Consider the following 16,793-nt stretch of genomic DNA (forward strand, 5'->3'; position numbering starts at 1 on the left):
CATGTCCATCCCTTCACGCCCCCTCTACAGGACCCGTCCGACCCGTGTAGAACGCCACCGTCAGGTCCTTGACCAGCGCCTTGCGCTCGTAGTCGTCGAGCTCCACCAGACCACGACTGGTCAGCCGGTGGACCACGTCGTCCACCGCGTCCACCACCGAGGTGAGCACGCTGTCCCGGTGCTTCGCGTCGATCGCCGCGATCCGGCGCCGGCGCATCGCCGCCGCCACGTCCGGCGCGTACTCGATCCGCGTCGGCTGCGCCGAGAACACGTCCACACCCACCGGAGCGCACTCCGCCGACAGCATCCGCGTCAGCGCCTCACCGACGGCCTCCGCGTCCCGGAGCGTCGGGGCGTCCTCGTGGAAGGCGTCCGCGGGAAGCTGCGACAGCACCCGGGCCATGGCCGCCTCCACCTGCTCCCGCAGGTAGTCCTCGTGCCCGTCGACGCCGAGCTCCGCCCGTACGGTGTCCCGCACCCGCCACACCACGAGCACGGTGACATCGAGCGCGGTGCCCTTGGCGTCCACCGCCGACAGCGGCTCACTGCGCCAGTGCCGCAGCCGGACGTCGACGCGGCGCCGCAGCAGGAGCGGGCTGACCCAGACCAGACCGGTACGGCGGACCGTGCCGCGGTAGTCGCCGAACAGGGTCAGCACCCAGGCGTAGCCGACCCGGCCCCGGCCGAGCCCGCCGAGCGCGAACAGGGCGAGGACGACGCCGAGCGCGAGGAGCGCCCACTGGCCGAGATGGATCCCGTTGTACGGCCGTTCCGGCAGCCGCAGCATCCGGGCCGCCTCCCCGGGCACCGCCCCGGCCCACCACACGACCGCCGCGCACGCGGAGAGCGCCAGGGCCCCGCCGACGACCCCGACCCATCCGGGCAGCACCGGCCCGGGGCGCTCGACGAGAGCGGGGTCGGCGGTGGGGGCGGGGCGGGAGGCGGAGGCCTGGGCCTGGGCCTGGGCCTGGGCCTGGGCCTGGGCAGGAGTGGAGGCGGAGGCAGGGGTCTTGGCGGTGGCAGAGGCCTTGACGGCCTGAGTCTTGGAGGCCTGGGTCTTGGAGGCCTGGGTCTTGGGCTGAGCCTTGGACTGGGCCCTGGACGGCGCGTCGAGCCGCGCGTTTAGCTGTGCGTCGAACTTCACGTGCGGCGGGGACTTCGGCTTCCGCTTGGACTTGTCCCGACTCGCGGCCTCGGTCCCGGCGGCGTCCGCCTGGGCCTGGGCCTGGGCCTGGGCCTGGACCTTCGACGGGCCCGGGATGGCGGGACCCGGGCCCGTCCGGGACGGGGTGGGCGCGGCCATGGCGACCGTGTCGGGACCGCCGTCGTCCTCCCCGGTCGCGAAGGGCACGGCGTTCTCCGGCTGGTCGCGGAAGAGGAGGTGCACCGGGATCGATCCGGTGGTCTCGGCCCCGATCACGTTCTTCCGCCGCGCGACCCGCACGACGGCGGCGACGGGCACGGCGACGGCACCGACTCCGGCACCGGCGATCCGCCCGAAGTCGGGAGCGGTGCCGCGCTCGGCGGGAAGGTCGGGCCTGGGATCGGCGCCGGGGACAGCGACGGGGACCGGCGAAGGACCGCCGGACCGCACGGTGACGGCCGCCTTCGAGGTGGAGGAAGAGGCGGGGCGGGCATGCCTGCCCGCGCCGGAGGAGGCGGTGCCGGGGTAGGCGGGTACGACGGGTTGGACCCGGGAGACCACCGGGGCGGTTCCGGGGGTGGCTCCCGGGGCGGTCGGCGCACCCGTCGTCGTACCGGAAGCGGACGCGCCCGGGAGCGCGGAACCGGACGGGAGCGCGGAACCGGAGGGACGGACCGGTGACGTGCCTGCCGGGCCCGTCGGGGCGTCCGGCCTCGTCGCCGCCTCCGCCGCCGCGCCGCCTCTCGCGCCCGGCTCGGGCCACACCGGGACCCTGCCCCGCGAGGTCCCCTGCTCCCGCACGGCCGGGGCCGCCCCGGCGGCGGCCGAGGCCGACGGCGTCGGCACGCTCTCCCCCGGCTCCGTAGGCGTCTTCGACTCCGTCGGCGCCTCCCGTCGGTCCGGCGTGCCGCCCGGCCCGCCGTCCACGACCCCACGCGCAACGTCCGGGGCGGAGGCCGGCGCGTCACCCCCGGCCGGTGCCGGTGCCGGTGCCGATGTCGATGCCGATGCCGATGCCGATGTCGATGCCGATGCCGGGGAGGATGCCGGTGCGGCACCGGCCGCCGCCACCGCCCCCGCCGCCACACCCTCCGGCGTCCGCGCGCCGCCCTCCGCCGATGCGCCGGCCACCGCCGCGCCCTCCCCCGCCTTCATCGGCTCCGCCGCGCCCTCCTTCGGCTCCGTCGGCTCCGTCGGCTCCTCCCGCTCCACCGGCGTCACCCGTCGGGTCGGCGGAGTGCCCGGGGGTGCGCCCTGGGGAGGGGACGTGCGCGGAAGGGTGCCGTCCGTCAGGCGGCGGGCCGTGCGGGCCGCGTCACGTGAGGCCGCCGCGCCGGAATCCGCGGGGTTCGGGGTCGATGCCGTCATTCGGGTCCACCTCATGCTCTCGGGGTCATCGGAACAAGCGCCGCCAGGTCTCCGGGCCCGGGTAGCCGTCGGCGGCCGCGCCGCGCCAGCCCTGGGCCCGCTGGAACGCCTCGACGTTGCGGCGGTCCGCCTCCGTCCAGCGCGGACCGGGTCCCGACAGGTAGTGCTTGCCGAAGCCCCGCTTCACCAGTTGTTTGCCCAGCTTCTCCACATATGCGTTGGATTGGCCCGGACGGAAGGAGCCACGCCCGGGAAATCCCGTCGCATTCGAACTCGACCCGCTCGAACCACTCGAACCGCCGATGCTCCTGCCCTTGCCCGACACCAGGAGCTTCCACGTGTCCGGGCCGGGCAGGCCGTCCGCCTCCTTGCCCTTCCAGCCCTGCGCCAGCTGGAACGCCCGGGTCGCGCGCCGGTCCGCGTCTCCCCACTTCGGGCCGGGTCCCTTGCTGTAGTACTTCTTGCCGCCGCGGTCGACGAGGAGCCGCCCGAGCTGGGTGATGTACGCGTTGTTCGCGCCGGGGCCGAACATCGCCACGCCGGGGTACGGCGTCGCCGTGGGCGTCGCCCCGCTGCCGGTGGTGCCGGTGCCGCCCTCACCGCTCACCACTCCCTTGTAGCGGTAGGCCACGTACCGGCTGGAGTTCTCCCAGTACGCCATCGGCGTCGCCTGTTTCCGCGTACGCGGCTTGGTCTGCTCGTACGCGACGTAGGACGTGTGGGTGTAGTCGGTCCAGCCGCCGAAGATCGTGACGTGGGAGCCGCGCGTCGGGTTGGCCGGGTTGTGGAAGAGCAGGATGTCGCCGGGCTGGAGCTCGGTGCGGTCGACACGGTCCGCGAAGCGGTCGAGACTGCCGGTCCACTCGTTGCCGCGGAGGTTCCAGGCCATCGAGATGTAGCCGGAGCAGTCCTGGCGATAGCCGTCCGACCAGTACTTCTCCATGGAGTACGGAACCTGGGCGGTCACCCACAGCTTGGCGCGGTTGATGATCTCCGCCCGGGTCGACTTCCGCAGGGTGCCGATCGAGACCTGACCGGTCGTCGGAGTCGAGTCCGGGGAGGGCTGACCGCCGGGACCAGGCGCTCCGTGCAGCGGCCCCCGGCCGCCCTGCGGGGTGTCGGCCTCGGGATTGGCGGCCCGCGCGGATTCGTCCGCCGGCTCCGCGAGGCCCGCCGGGGTGAACGGAACCGAGGGCGGCGGGAGGGCCGTCGCCACGGAGGCCCCGCCACCACCGAGGACCACGCCCGCGGTCGTCACCAGGACCAGGGCACGGCGCGCGCCGTGCGCCGCCGGATGACCGCCCGCCCGGACCGGCAGACCAAGCGCGAGGTCACGCCGCTGCCGGGCGCACCCCGGGCAGCCGCAGTCGGCCGCGGGTTCGAACTCCTCGAAGACCGGCACGCTCATGCGATTCCCCTCCACACTCGTCAAGATCTTTTGACCCTTGGTTTCGGGCGCCAGTGTCTCAACTGTCTGGACAAATCGCATTTTGACGGATCGAAGGCCTGATAGGACCATCCGACAGGCCGGAGGTGACCGTTATTGGTCAGGAGCACACCCGGACGTCGGGTAGAGTTCTCTCTGTCAGCAGGCGCCGCTAGCTCAGTTGGTTAGAGCAGCTGACTCTTAATCAGCGGGTCCGGGGTTCGAGTCCCTGGCGGCGCACGCAGAGTCAAGACCCCCTCACCGATGGTGAGGGGGTCTTGGTCGTTCCCGACCGCCTCTGCTCCACGAACTACCGGGCATGACGAGCCACTTGCCGGACACGAAGAGCCCCTCGGCTGCGGCGCGCGGATGCGGGCGGCGCCCTGCTCGGGCCCGGGGTCCGGCGGCGGAGGCGAGCTCGTACCGCTCGAAGGGGTGGCGCGACGTGGGCACCGGTCGTGAGCACCGCGATACGACAGCCCTCTGGGCCGGGCGAGGCAAGGCCTCTACAGTGTCCGGAACCTCGACCTCCCGCGGTGGCGCCGGGCCCCTCCCGCGTCCGTGAGCCCTGCGGTGGAGGACCGGCCCGGCCGGCGGCGGCTGCGGGACGCGCGCCGCCGACCGGAGCCAGGTCCCCCCACCCGCACCCCCTGCACGGGCCACCGCGCCCGCCACCCACGGTGCAGCCTGCCCCTGCGGCGCGGGCTGCCCGCGCCGCCTGCCCGGCTACCTCCGCCACCTCCGCGCGGGCTGCGCCCACCACCACACCCCCCAGCCGCGCGGGCACGCACACCGCGCCCGCCATCCACCGCCGTGTGGACGGCGCCCGCGCCGCACCCACCCCCGCCCGTGTGGGCAATCGTCCCGCCGGGGCGGGACGGGTGGGCACACGGGACGGCGCGCCTGGCGGCGCCTCCGCCCGTTGCGCTTGGACCCGCACCCGACTGTGCACCGCACCCGGGGTGCGGGTTCAGGCGCGGAAGCCTAGGCCCGGCAAAGGGCGCCGTTCCGTTGCGCCCACCCGTTCCGCCCCAGCGGAACAGATGCCCACAACGGGGTGGCGGGGGCGCCGCCCCAGGGCGGGTGGCCGTCGGCCCGGGCGGATGGGCGTCTCAGCGGGCGGGGGCGCACCGCCCTTGGCGGGTGGCCGTCGGCCCGGGCGGGTGGGCACCGCACCAGCAGGGTGGGCGCCGCCCCGGCCGGGCGGCCGTCGGCTCGGGGCGGGGCGGCGTCGGCTCGGGGCGGTGGCCCTCGGCCCGAGTAGGTGGGCGCCACACCAGCGGGGTGGCCGTCGGCCCGGGGTGGGTCGGCGTTGGCCCGGAGTGGTGGGCGTCTCCGGGGGCCGGAGGCCCGACGAGGGGGCCGCGCCAGGCGCGGGCGTCGCCCACGCCCGGAAGACGTGCGGGCTCAGGGGCTCGTTGCTGCTGTCAGGTAGGCCGAGACCACCACGTTCGCCGTGTACGCGTTCGCCCCCCGGTCGAACGTTCCGCCGCACGTGATCAGGCGGAGTTCCGCACGGTGGGGATCCCGCGCCCCGTAGACCTTGCTCGCGTCGAAGTGTTCCCGCGGGTAGACCTGGACGTCGTCCACCGTGAACTCGGCGACCGATCCGTCCGTTCGGGTGATGCGGACCTTCGCGCCGGGGCGGGCCGCGCTCAGGCCGTAGAAGACCGCCGGCCGGGTCTCGGTGTCGACGTGGCCGACGAGGAGGGCCGGGCCCGCGGCGCCCGGCCGGGTGCCGGAGCCGAACCAGCCGACCGTGTGCGGCATCTCGTACGGCGGCGGATCGATCGCCCCCGTGCTGTCCAGGCCGCGTGCCACGACGGGCGCGGCGATGCCGAGGGACGGGATCTCGACCTGCCGGGGCGCGACGGGTGCGAGCGGGTCCCTCGCCGGGGGCAGGGCGGCACCGAGCGGCCGGCCGACGGCGGCGATGTCTCCGGTGGTCGGCGCGGAGCTGCCTCCGGGGCCCTCGGTGACCTCGCGGCCCCAGAGCCAGAGCCCGAGCAGGAGCAGCGCCCAGGCCACGCCGGTGACGAGTCGCCCGGTGCCCGCCGGGCGGGAGCCGGACGGTGGCGTCACTCCGTACCCGCCCCCGACCCCGAACCCGCACCCGAACCCGCACCGCGGCGGCGGGAGCTGCGGAAGGCGACCGCCACGGCGGCGACGGCCGCGAGGCCGAGGCCGAGCAGGGTGTACGGGGTGCCGAGGCCGCTCTCGCTGGTGGTCTGAGCGACGCCGGGGGCGGCCGGGGCCGCGAAGGCGGCGGTGCCGCCACCGCCCGCGCGGACCGGGGCGACCGGGCTCGCATGGTGCGTCGGCTCGTGGGTCGGCTCGTGGGTGGGCTTGTGGGTGGGCTTGTGCGTCGGCTTGTGGGTGGGCTCGTGCGTGGGCTTCTGGCGCTCGACGCGCACGGTGCCGACGTCCGGGTGGTCGTGGCCGTCGCAGGTCACGCTGACCTTGTACGTGCCGTTCTCGAGCCGGGTCTTGATCGTGGTGTCGCCGAACAGCGGCGCGCCGCCGCCGTCCCGGCCGGTGAGTTCGGCCTCGGCGACGAACGCCGAGGACCTCGCGGCACCCGTCGTGCCCTTGCAGCCCTGGACACGGACGTCGACGTCGGCGCCGGGCGAGGCGGTGGACGGGGTGACGGTGACCTTCACCCCGTCGTGGGCGTACGCGCTACCGGCCGTGGGTGCCAGTACGAGAACCAGGGCCGCCCCTGCGGCACGGAGAGCAATGGGACCTGAACGCATCGTGACCTCCTGATACTGGCAGGGTCACCCGGATCGGGACTTTTCGCATCCGCAGGGCCGCCGGCGAACGGCTGCCGCACCCCGGGCGGCTACACCCGGTCGACGATGTCCGCGATCGACTTGACGATCTTGGACGGGCGGAACGGGAAGCGGTCGATCTCGGCCTCGCCCGTCAGACCCGTGAGGACCAGGAAGGTCTGCATGCCCGCCTCCAGGCCCGCCAGGATGTCGGTGTCCATCCGGTCGCCGATCATGGCGCTCGTCTCGGAGTGGGCGCCGATGGCGTTCAGGCCGGTGCGCATCATGAGCGGGTTCGGCTTCCCGGCGAAGTACGGCTCCTTGCCGGTGGCCTTCGTGATGAGCGCGGCGACGGAGCCGGTGGCCGGCAGCGGGCCTTCGAGGGAGGGGCCGGTCTCGTCGGGGTTGGTGCAGATGAAGCGGGCGCCGGCGTTGATGAGCCGGACGGCCTTGGTCATCGCCTCGAAGGAGTACGTACGGGTCTCGCCGAGCACCACGTAGTCCGGGTCGTGGTCGGTGAGGACGTAACCGATGTCGTGCAGCGCGGTGGTCAGGCCGGCCTCGCCGATGACGTACGCCGTGCCGCCGGGGCGCTGGTCGTCGAGGAACTTGGCGGTGGCGAGGGCCGAGGTCCAGATGTTCTCCACGGGGACCTCGAGGCCCATCCGGGCGAGGCGGGCGTGCAGGTCGCGAGCCGTGTAGATCGAGTTGTTGGTGAGGACCAGGAAGGGCTTCCCGGTCTCCCGCAGCTTCCTGATGAACGCGTCGGCGCCGGGGATCGGCACGCCCTCGTGGATGAGGACGCCGTCCATGTCGGTCAGCCAGGATTCGATCGGCTTGCGCTCTGCCATGGGTGCGGGACTCCTGCCGTACATACGTGCGGTGTGCTGGGGGCGCCGCGACAGCGCTGTGGCGACGCCCCCAGCCTAATCAGGAAGCCGTCACCTTGACCCCGTCGATCACCCAGTACCAGTTGTTGGAACCGGTGTAGCGGAAGCGGAAGCTCACGCTGGACGCGCCGGCGGGGACGGCGACCGCGAGGGACTGCGGCTGGGAGATCACGTCCGCGGTGTAGTTCTTCACGACGATCGGGGTGCCGCCGTTGAAGACGGCCTGGACCTGCGCCGTCTGGCCGCCCTCCTGGCGGTAGAGGGTCGTGAAGTCCAGGGTGACCCGGGTCGCGCCCGAGACGCCGTACGCCGGGGTGACGAGCGTCGAGTCGTACGTGCCCGAGAACGCCTTGTCGGCCCACTCGTCGGAGTCGGCGACGGCGAAGACGCCCCGGGCGCGCACGTTCAGCTCGCGGGACTGGTCGCGCTGGGAGCGGGACCAGAACTCGTCGGTGGCGAAGGCCCAGCCGCGCCACTCGGTCATGCCCCCGGTGCCCATGGCGTTGTTGATGACGGACCAGCCGCTGGGCGCGGTGTGGGTGAAGCCGAGGATCCCGGCGGGGATGCCGGTCTCGTCGACGCGGCCGGTCAGCGACCCGTAGAGGCTGTCGAAGGGGTCGGTGGAGCGCTCCTGGATCGGCTTGCCGTCGAGGCCCCAGGACGCGGCGGGGGTGATGCCGAGCTGGCGGAAGACGGTGGCGGCGACGTCGACGAGCCGGGTGTCGACGGGGCGGGCGCCGGCGGCGATGCCGGGGCCCTGGGCGAGGACGAAGGTGCGCCGTTCCTCGATGGAGGAGCCGCCGTGGCCGCCGCCGTCGGTGTGGCCGTGGTCGGTCGTGACGATGACCGTCCAGCGCTCGGTGGCGTACGCCGGGCGGGCCTTGATCGCGGTGAGCAGTCGGCCGAGGTAGCCGTCCTGGACGTCGATGGCGTCGGTGTACCTGGGGCTGGCGGCGCCGTGGTTGTGGCCGATCTCGTCGGTCTCGCCGAAGTAGACGAAGAGGACGTCGGGGTTCTGGTTGCGCAGGATGTCCTCGGTGATGTCGGTGATCACGAGGTCGTTGACGACGTAGTCGTTGTTGTAGACGAGCTTGGCGTCGGCGCCGGGGGTGACGGTGCCGTGGGTGTCGAGCTCGGGCCAGTCGACGGCGGCGAAGAGCGAGAGCTCGGGGCGGACCTGGTTCAGGCGGGCGAGGAATCCGGGGTACTGGCCGTAGTTCTTGCCGGTGAAGGTGTTGTCCTTCACCGGCGTGCTTGTCGGGCCAGACGCCGGTGGAGATGGTGGACCAGCCGGGGCCGGAGGAGGTCGCGGCCATCGGGTCGGCGTAGAGCAGGGAGCGGCCGAAGGTGCCGTTCGCCATCAGGGACTTGAGGTTCGGGGCCTTGGCGGCGTCGATCCGGTCGTGGCGCAGGCCGTCCATGCCGACGACGAGCACCTTGTCCTCGCTGGTGCCGTCGGGGAGCGTGGGCGCGGCGGCCAGGGCCGCGGGGGCGGTGGCGAGGCCGGTGGCGGCGACGGCCGCGGTGGCACCGGCGGCGGCGAGCACGGTGCGTCGGGAGATGCCGGTGATCGGCATGTCGGAGTCCTCCGTGAGCGGGGTCGATGGGGGTACGGACATGCGCCAACGCCCCCGATTCCTCAGGGGCGTTGGTCCGTACCCGTTATCTTTCCGCGATCAACGGGGGCTTACCAGGGTCGTACGGTGAACTCTTAGCTGCCGGTCGCGGACTTCCACGCGTCGACGTACGTCTTGAGGTTCTTGTCGATGTCGGCCCAGTCCGGCTCGAAGACCTCGACGCCCTCCATCAGCCTGGCCAGTTCGATGGCGTTGGCATCGGTCGCCTTGACGTCCTTGCGGGCCGGGAAGCCGCCGCCGACCGCGCTGACCTCACGCTGGGCACCCTCGGTCAGCATGAAGTCGAGGAGCTTCCTGCCGTTCTCGGTGTGCGGGGCCTTGTCCACCAGACCGGCCGCGTACGGCAGGGCGAAGGTGGTGGGCCTGCCCGCGCCCTTGGCCGGGAACCAGATGCCGAGGTTCGGCATGGACGTGGACTGGGCGAAGTTCATCTGCACGTCGCCGTTGGCGACGAGGAGCTCGCCCTTGTCCACCTTGGGGGCGAGCTTGGAGGTGGAGGAGGACGGACCCACGTTGTTGGCCTGGAGCTTCTTCAGGTACTCCATGGCCGGCTCCTGGCCGCCGAAGTCGTGCATCGCCTTGATGAGGACGGCGGTGCCGTCGCCCGCGACGCCCGGGGTGGAGTACTGGAGCCTGTTCTTGAACCGGCCGTCGAGCAGCTCCTCCCAGGACGTGGGGGCGGCGGGGAGTTCCTTCTTGTTGTGGATGAAGCCGAAGTAGTTGTTGACGACCGAGGTCCAGGTGCCGTCGCTCGCCTTGTCTCCGCCGCCGACCTGGTCGGCGCCCTGCGGGGTGTACTTCTGGAGCAGGCCCTTGGAGCCGGCCTGCTGGATGAAGGGCGGCAGGGTCACGAGGACGTCGGCCTGGGTGTTGCTCCTCTCGCGGAGGGCGCGCTGCACCATCTCCCCGGAGCCGCCCTCGACGTACTTGACCTTGATGCCCGTCTTCCTCTCGAAGTCGGCGAAGACCTTGTCGTACCAGCCGTCGCCCGCCTCGCCCTTGAGGCCGTCGGCGCTGTAGACGGTGACGATCTTCTCGTCGGAGGCGGCGGTGGAGCCACCGCAGGCGGTGAGGCCCGCGGCGAGGACGAGGGAGCCGGTGACGGCGGCGATCGGCTTGGCGTACGTGCGCATAACGTCGTTTTCTCCTGAGGATCTCTGGCTGAAGGGGCGCGGGGGAAGGGACTCGGGGGAACGGGCCTCTAGCGGAAGGAAGCCTTGGTACGGATGCGGGAGACGGCGAGCAGGGCCAGCAGGGTCGTTGCCATGAGGACCACGGCCAGCGCCGATCCGGTGAAGAGGGAACCGCGGTCGGTGGCGGTGAAGACGAGCACCGGGAGCGGCATCCAGTCCGGCGGGTAGAGCATCATCGTGGCGCTCAACTCGCCCATGGACAGGGCGAAGCAGAGTCCGGCGGCCGCGTTCAGGGACGGCAGCAGGAGCGGCAGCCTCACCCGGAGCAGGACGTACGAGGGACGGGCGCCGAGACTGGCCGCCGCCTGCTCGTACATCGGGTCGAGCCGCTGGATCGCGGCCGACACCGACTGGTGGGCGAACGCCGTGACGAGCACGGTATGCGCGAGGATCACGATCCAGCGTGTGCCGTTGAGGAGCACCGGCGGCTGCGAGAACGCGACGAGGACGGCCAGGCCGACGACCACGGACGGTACGGCGACCGGCAGCATGAACAGCGCGTCGAGGACCCTCTTGCCCTTCCTGCCGAGCGCGGCCCCGGCGAGCGCGGCCCAGGTACCGGCGGTCAGCGCGACCAGGCTCGCGACGAGGGCCGTGACCAGGCTGGTGGTGAGGGCCTGGAGGGCCTCCCCGCGGACGGCCGCCGCGTAGTGGCCGGTGGTCGGCCCGGAGGGGAAGGCGCCGGACCAGTTCGTGGAGAACGAGGCGGCGACGATGACCAGGAGGGGCAGGGCGAAGAGCGGGACGAACAGGACGGCGAACGTGACCCAGGCCGTCCACCTGCCCGTACGGCTATGCACCAGCACGGCGGCTCACCCCCCGGTAGAGGACGTAGAGGCCCACGGAGAGGGCGATGCTGACGACGGCGACGACACAGGCGGCCGCGTAGTCGGACTCGAGGATCGCCTTGCTGTAGACGAGCATCGGGAGGGTCGTGACGCCCTTGGCGCCGGTGAAGAGCACGATCCCGAACTCGTTCAGGCACATGACGAGGACGAGGCTGCCGCCGGTGGCGAGCGCGGGCAGCGCCTCCGGCAGGATCACCTGCCGGACGATCCGCAGCGGCCGGGCGCCGAGCGAGGACGCGACCTCCAGCTGGGCCGTCTCCATCTGCGAGAAGGCGGCGAGCAGCGGTCGCATCACGAACGGGGTGAAGTACGTGATCTCGGCGAGGAGGACGCCCCACGGGGTGGTCAGGAACCGGAACGGGCCCGTGGGCTCCCCGGTGACGTCCGTCCAGACGCCGTTGGCCATGCCGACGGTGCCGTAGAGGAACAGCAGGGCGAGCGTGATCAGGAAGGACGGGAAGGAGAGGAAGACGTCGATGAACTTCGACACCGCCTTCCCGCCGGGGAACGGCACGAACGCGATCACGACCGCGAGTACGAAGCCGAGGACGAGACACCCGGCGGTGGAGGCGACGGCGAGCCACACCGTGGTGACGAGGGCCTCGCGGAAGGACGCGGAGGCGAAGACGTCACCGTACGCACCGGGGGCGAGAGACTCCTGGACGACGAGCGCGAGCGGATAGAGAAAGACGACGGCGAGCACGGCGACGGGGGGAAGCGCCCAGACCCAGACGGGGACCGTGCGCCGCGTCGCGGGCATCCGTTCCTCCCCCGGACTCCGTCCGGGAGGTGCCCCCGGGGCGGAAGGGTGGGGCACAACGCCCGGCGCGGGGTGCTCCTCGACGAGACCTGGAGCCCTACCGGCCATCGTTCACCCCCGCGCCCAGCAACACCGCGTCCTCCGGCGCGAAGTGCAAGGTGACCTCGGTGCCGGGCGACGGCGTCTCCCGCAGCTCCCGTACGTCCGCCTTGACGCGGTGGCCGCCCACGTCCACGTACAGGCGGTGCGTGGAGCCGCGCCACTGGACCTCGACGATCTGTCCCCGGAGCGGGTTCGGGCCCTCCCCGAGGCCGACCAGGTGGGGGCGGAAGCAGAGCGTGGCCGCCGACCCGGGAGCCGCGCCGGAGACGCCGACCTTCAGCTCCGTCCCGTCGAAGACGACCCCCTCCGTGCCCACCGTCACCGGCAGCAGGTTCGCGTTGCCGACGAACGAGGCCGTGAACTCCGTGCGCGGCCTGCGGTACAGGTCCTGCGGGGTGCCGCAGTCCTGGAGCCGGGCCTTGTCCATGACGGCGATCCGGTCCGCGAGGGTCAGTGCCTCGACCTGGTCATGGGTGACGTACAGGATCGACACGTCGGGCAACTCGCGGTGGAGGCGGGCCAGTTCGGCCAGCATTCCGGAGCGCAGCTGCGCGTCGAGCGCGGAGAGCGGCTCGTCGAGGAGGAGGACCTTGGGCCGGATGGCGAGCGCGCGGGCGATGGCGACGCGCTGCTGCTGGCCGCCGGAGAGCTCGCGGGGGTACCGGTGGGCGTAGGCCGCCATGCCGGTCATCCCCAGGGCCTCGGCGACCCGGCCGGGTATCTCGCCCTTGGGGACCTTCTGTGCCTTGAGGCCGAAGGCGACGTTGGCCTCGACCCGCAGGTGCGGGAAGAGGGCGTACTGCTGGACGACCATGCCGATTCCCCGCTTGTACGGCGGGAGGCCGGTGACGTCACGGTCGCCGATGAGCACCCGCCCGGAGGCCGGCCGCACGAACCCGGCGACGGCCCGCAGCGCGGTGGTCTTGCCGGAGCCCGAGGGCCCGAGGAGGGCCATGACCTCACCGGGCTCGACGGTCAGGTCGAGCCGGTCGAGAACGGTGGTGCCGCCGTACGCGACGGACACGGCGTCGAAGCGGATGCCGCTTGTCATGCGTCCGACTCCCCGATCAGCGCGGGAAGTCCGGCGACCGAGGCGAGCACGTGCGTGGCGCCGTGCTCCCTGAGCGCCGTCTCGTCGTGCGCGCCCGTCAGGACGCCCGCGACGATCCCGGCGCCGGCGCGGACCCCGCTGAGCATGTCGTACGAGGTGTCGCCCGCGACCACGAGCTGTCGGACGTCGTCCACGGCTCCGGTACGGAGGAAGGCCGCGAGGACCATGTCCGGGTACGGGCGTCCGCGGCCGCCGGCGTCCGCCGGGCAGAGGGTCAGCTCGACCAGGTCCTGCCAGCCGAGCGCGTCGAGGATGGCGTCCTGGGTGACCCGCGCGAACCCGGTGGTGAGGACCACCCTCCGGCCCTGGGCCTTCAGAGCGGCGATCGCCTCGGCCGCGCCGGGTACCGGGGCGATCCGGCCGCCGGAGACGAGATCGCCGTAGGCCGCCTCGAAGGCGAGGTTGGCCTCCTGGGCGCGGCCCTCGTCGCCGCCGAAGAGGTGGCGGAAGACGGAGATCTTGGACTCGCCCATGGTGGCGCGGACGTAGTCGATCATCGTGGCGGGGTCTTCGCCGAGGCGCTCGGCGGCGGCGGTGAAGGCCTGCTCGACGAGGCCGCCGTCGGCGACGGTGGTGCCGGCCATGTCGAGGACGACGAGGTCGTGCTTGCGCTTGTGGTTGTTCAGGGTGCTCATGTGGTTCACCAGCCCAGTTCGTCGGCGGTCTTCTCGGCGATGGCGGGCGAGCAGGTCATGCCGCGGCCGCCGGGCCCGGTCACCAGCCACACTCCGTCGCGGACCCGCTGGCGGTGGACGACCCGGCTGGCGTCGACGCACTGCGCGTACACCCCGGCCCAGCGCCGCTGGATCTTCGGCAGCGGGCGGCCGAGGAAGGACTCGACGACACGGGTGAGGTGCTCGTAGGGGTCTTCGAGGGTGTCGAAGGCGAAGGGGTGCTCGTACTCGTGGGTGTCGCCGATGGTCAGTCCGCCGTCGAGGCGCTGCACCATCAGGAGCTGCATCCTGTGGGCGGCGGCGGTCGGGTCCTGCGGCTGCGCGGCCTGGAGGGAGTCCAGGGCCTCGGAGGCGTACGCCGGGTAGTAGCGGAAGGAGTCGGCGTCGGCGACGGAGGTGGTGAGCGCCTCGCCGAGGGGCTCGGTCTGCATCATCTGGAGCCGGACGCGGCGGACGGGGATCTCGCCGGCGACCTCGCGGACGAGGCCGGAGATCCAGGCGCCGGTGCACAGGACGACGGCGTCGCCGCTGTGGACCTCGCCGCGGTCGTCGCGGACGGCGTTCTCTCCGACGACGTCACGGACCTCGCGGTTCGGCAGGAAGGTGTACTTACCGGTGGCGAGGAGGGCCTCGCGGAGGGCGAGCTGAGCGAGGCGGGGCTCGACGGCCGCGTCCCGCTCGCACCAGAGTGCCGCCTCGAACGCGCCGCGCAGGGCCGGGTTGACCGCGCGGGCCTCGTCGGCCGTCAGCAGCTTGTAGCCGCGGGCGGCGGCGTCGGGGCGGGCCACGGCGGCCTCGGCGACGGCGAGTTCCAGCTCGTTCCGGACGGGGGTGAGCGAGCCGATGGCCCGGAAGCCCAGGCCGGGGACCCGGGTGCCGATGCCCTCCCAGAGTTCCCGGGCGCGCAGGGCGGTGTCCAGCTCCTCTCCGCCCGCCCGTCCGCTCACCCAGATCTGGCCGAAGTTGCGGAGGGACGCTCCGCGCGCCTCGGCCTCGCGCTCGATGTGTACGACCTCATGGCCGCGTTCCACTGCGTGCCAGGCGTGCATGGTTCCCACCACGCCGGCTCCTACGACGATCACCTTCATGCCGTCGACGGTCCTGGGAACGGGTGACCCTGACGGGGCCGGCGGGCGACGGGACGGTGAACGGGCCGACAAGCTTGGACCAGACCCGTTATCTCCTCGTGATTCGAGTGGAGGCGGGACGGCTCTCCGCGGGTGAGCCGGCGCTCGGCCCCTCGATCAGCCCTGCTGCCCCAGGTGGGCGGTGAAGCTGAACCGGTCACCCCGGTAGAGGGTGCGGACCCGCTCCAGGGGCTGCCCGGCGGTGTCCCGGGAGACACGGTGGAGCAGCAGCATCGGCAGCGCCGGCGGGGTACCGACGAGGAGGGCTTCGCGGGGGGTCGCGAGCACCGTCTCGATGCGCTCGTCGGCGTCGCCGAACACGATGCCGAGGCGGTCGTGGAGGTAGGAGTAGAAGGAGGAGTCCGGGTCGAACTCGGTGTCCAGGTGCGGGGCGCGGGCCTCGGAGACGTACGTGCTCTCCAGACCGACGCGCTCGTCGTCGGCGAGGAGCACGCGCTCCATGTGCCAGACGGGCTCGCCCCGTTCGGCGCCGACCTCGGGCGCGAGGGCCTCCGGGCAGGGGAACCGGTCCAGCGAGATGAGGCTGCGGCCGGGGCGGAGGCCCTGCCGGCGGACGCCCTCCGTGTAGCTCGCGAGCGAGAGGGGCTGTTCGAGCTTGGGGCCCGCGACGACCGTGCCCCGGCCCTGGCGCCGCAGCCGCCCCTCCAGGAGGAGTTCACGCAGCGCCTGCCGGACGGTCTCGCGGGACACCTCGTACCGGACGGCGAGGTCGCGCTCGGTGGGCAGCAGGCCGCCCTCCCCCAACTCGTCGACCATCAGGGAGAGTTTGGTCTTGACGGCGTAGTACTTGGGCACGCGGCCGTGCTCCGGGATGCCGGAGTTCACGGGGGCGCCCGGGGTGCCGGGGGTGTTCTGGTAGTTCACCGGGGGATGGTCGCAGACGGGGATGAACGGGAAGGTGTACGCGGCATGACTCACCGGTGCCGGCGACGGCGGGCGGCGCGGACGAGGACGGCGCCGAGGAGGACGAGAGCGGCCGCGAGGGGCACCAAGAGCTCGGCGTGGTCCTCCGAATCCCTTCCCGTGTCGGCGAGTTCGCGGTCCGGGCCGGCGAGGACGAGGTCCTCCGGGTCCTCGGCGGTGGAGCTCGGCGGGCGGGGCGTGGCCCCGGGGGGTCGCGAGGGGGCGACCGGGCCGGACGTGGCGGATGTGTCAGGTGCGGGCTCGTCGGTTCCGGTGGGGCGGTCCGGGGCGGCGGGACTCACGGTCAGGCGGTAGTCGCCGGACTCGCCGACCCAGTCGCCGTCGGCGCCCCGGCGCTGGACGACCGCGGCGTTCACGACGACCTCGTCGGGGGCGGTCTCCGCGCGGAAGCCGAGCCGTACGGGGATGGCGAGGGTCCGGCCCGCGGGCACCATGAAGCCGCCGAAGCCGTCCGGGCCGTCGGAGACGCCGGAGCTCCCGGGGCCTTCGGGTCCGGTGAACACGCCGACCTTCTCGGCCCGTTCGGTCGCCACGAAGGTCACGGGACGCCAGCGCGCGGCCCCGGCGTCGTAGAACTCGAACCGGATCTGCTCCGGCCGCAGCACTCCCCGCTCGTCGGTGAGGACCAGCACGGGGTGGATGCCCGAGCAGGTGGCGTCGGTGGTGTTGGTGAGATCGAGCTTCCACTCCCGGAGGCTGCCGCCCGCGGGATAGTCCGCCGGGCCGCCGTGGATCCGGGTGTCGAGGGGGAAGGCCGAGCCGGCCGGGGTGCCGCAGGTGGGGGCGGGGGGATCGGG

General features: G+C 73.0%; 13 protein-coding genes, 1 tRNA gene and 1 pseudogene. 1 reads left to right on the plus strand and 14 read right to left on the minus strand.

Translation table 11 applies throughout. From position 1 onward, the window contains the following. Nucleotides 1-13: 13 nt before the first annotated feature. A complete protein-coding gene (locus IF00_RS47720; protein WP_051820760.1) occupies nucleotides 14-1,990 on the minus strand; it encodes an SPFH domain-containing protein in 1,977 nt (658 codons plus the stop codon). A gap of 547 nt (nucleotides 1,991-2,537) precedes the next feature. Next, nucleotides 2,538-3,920, minus strand: a complete 1,383-nt coding sequence (locus tag IF00_RS0133995; RefSeq protein WP_030324832.1) for a peptidoglycan-binding protein — start codon at nucleotides 3,918-3,920, stop codon at nucleotides 2,538-2,540. A gap of 184 nt (nucleotides 3,921-4,104) precedes the next feature. On the opposite strand from IF00_RS0133995, the gene IF00_RS0134000 reads away from it, so the two are divergent. Continuing rightward, nucleotides 4,105-4,178 (plus strand) — tRNA-Lys (locus tag IF00_RS0134000). Nucleotides 4,179-5,345: 1,167 nt separating this feature from the next. On the opposite strand, the gene IF00_RS0134005 is transcribed toward IF00_RS0134000, so the two are convergent. From IF00_RS0134005 to IF00_RS41740, 12 genes and pseudogenes are all read right to left on the minus strand, one after another. Beyond that, on the minus strand, nucleotides 5,346-6,020 hold the full coding sequence (locus IF00_RS0134005; RefSeq protein ID WP_030324834.1) for a class F sortase: 675 nt from the start codon (nucleotides 6,018-6,020) through the stop codon (nucleotides 5,346-5,348). Continuing rightward, a complete protein-coding gene (locus tag IF00_RS0134010; protein WP_030324836.1) occupies nucleotides 6,017-6,691 on the minus strand; it encodes a PT domain-containing protein in 675 nt (224 codons plus the stop codon). Before IF00_RS0134010 ends, IF00_RS0134005 begins: the two co-directional genes overlap by 4 nt. An 89-nt stretch (nucleotides 6,692-6,780) precedes the next feature. Further along, nucleotides 6,781-7,560, minus strand: coding sequence for an HAD-IIA family hydrolase (locus IF00_RS0134015; RefSeq protein WP_015033821.1), 780 nt, complete (start codon nucleotides 7,558-7,560; stop codon nucleotides 6,781-6,783). 79 nt (nucleotides 7,561-7,639) lie between these two features. Beyond that, nucleotides 7,640-9,176 (minus strand): annotated as a pseudogene (locus tag IF00_RS41735) (alkaline phosphatase family protein). Between the two features lie 134 nt (nucleotides 9,177-9,310). Continuing rightward, complete coding sequence (locus IF00_RS0134025) at nucleotides 9,311-10,369, minus strand: 2-aminoethylphosphonate ABC transporter substrate-binding protein (protein WP_030324839.1); 1,059 nt, start codon at nucleotides 10,367-10,369, stop codon at nucleotides 9,311-9,313. Between the two features lie 68 nt (nucleotides 10,370-10,437). After that, the gene (locus IF00_RS0134030) at nucleotides 10,438-11,235 is read right to left on the minus strand and encodes an ABC transporter permease (protein WP_030324843.1); all 798 of its coding nucleotides are present in this window, start codon (nucleotides 11,233-11,235) and stop codon (nucleotides 10,438-10,440) included. Next, nucleotides 11,222-12,037, minus strand: coding sequence for a 2-aminoethylphosphonate ABC transporter permease subunit (locus IF00_RS0134035; RefSeq protein ID WP_106975925.1), 816 nt, complete (start codon nucleotides 12,035-12,037; stop codon nucleotides 11,222-11,224). The genes IF00_RS0134030 and IF00_RS0134035 overlap by 14 nt, the downstream gene beginning before the upstream one ends. 97 nt (nucleotides 12,038-12,134) lie before the next feature. Beyond that, the gene (locus IF00_RS0134040; RefSeq protein WP_030324847.1) at nucleotides 12,135-13,190 is read right to left on the minus strand and encodes an ABC transporter ATP-binding protein; all 1,056 of its coding nucleotides are present in this window, start codon (nucleotides 13,188-13,190) and stop codon (nucleotides 12,135-12,137) included. Beyond that, nucleotides 13,187-13,885, minus strand: a complete 699-nt coding sequence (locus IF00_RS0134045) for a phosphonatase-like hydrolase (protein WP_030324848.1) — start codon at nucleotides 13,883-13,885, stop codon at nucleotides 13,187-13,189. The genes IF00_RS0134040 and IF00_RS0134045 overlap by 4 nt, the downstream gene beginning before the upstream one ends. Nucleotides 13,886-13,890: 5 nt before the next feature. Further along, complete coding sequence (locus IF00_RS0134050; RefSeq protein WP_030324849.1) at nucleotides 13,891-15,012, minus strand: TIGR03364 family FAD-dependent oxidoreductase; 1,122 nt, start codon at nucleotides 15,010-15,012, stop codon at nucleotides 13,891-13,893. A 156-nt stretch (nucleotides 15,013-15,168) separates the two neighbouring features. After that, complete coding sequence (locus tag IF00_RS0134055; RefSeq protein ID WP_030324850.1) at nucleotides 15,169-15,936, minus strand: GntR family transcriptional regulator; 768 nt, start codon at nucleotides 15,934-15,936, stop codon at nucleotides 15,169-15,171. A gap of 50 nt (nucleotides 15,937-15,986) precedes the next feature. Continuing rightward, nucleotides 15,987-16,793: hypothetical protein (locus IF00_RS41740; RefSeq protein WP_037639698.1), on the minus strand; the 807-nt coding region annotated here is incomplete at its 5' end.

The sequence above is a fragment of the Streptomyces flavochromogenes genome (assembly GCF_000717595.1).
GTDB classification, from domain to species: domain Bacteria; phylum Actinomycetota; class Actinomycetes; order Streptomycetales; family Streptomycetaceae; genus Streptomyces; species Streptomyces flavochromogenes.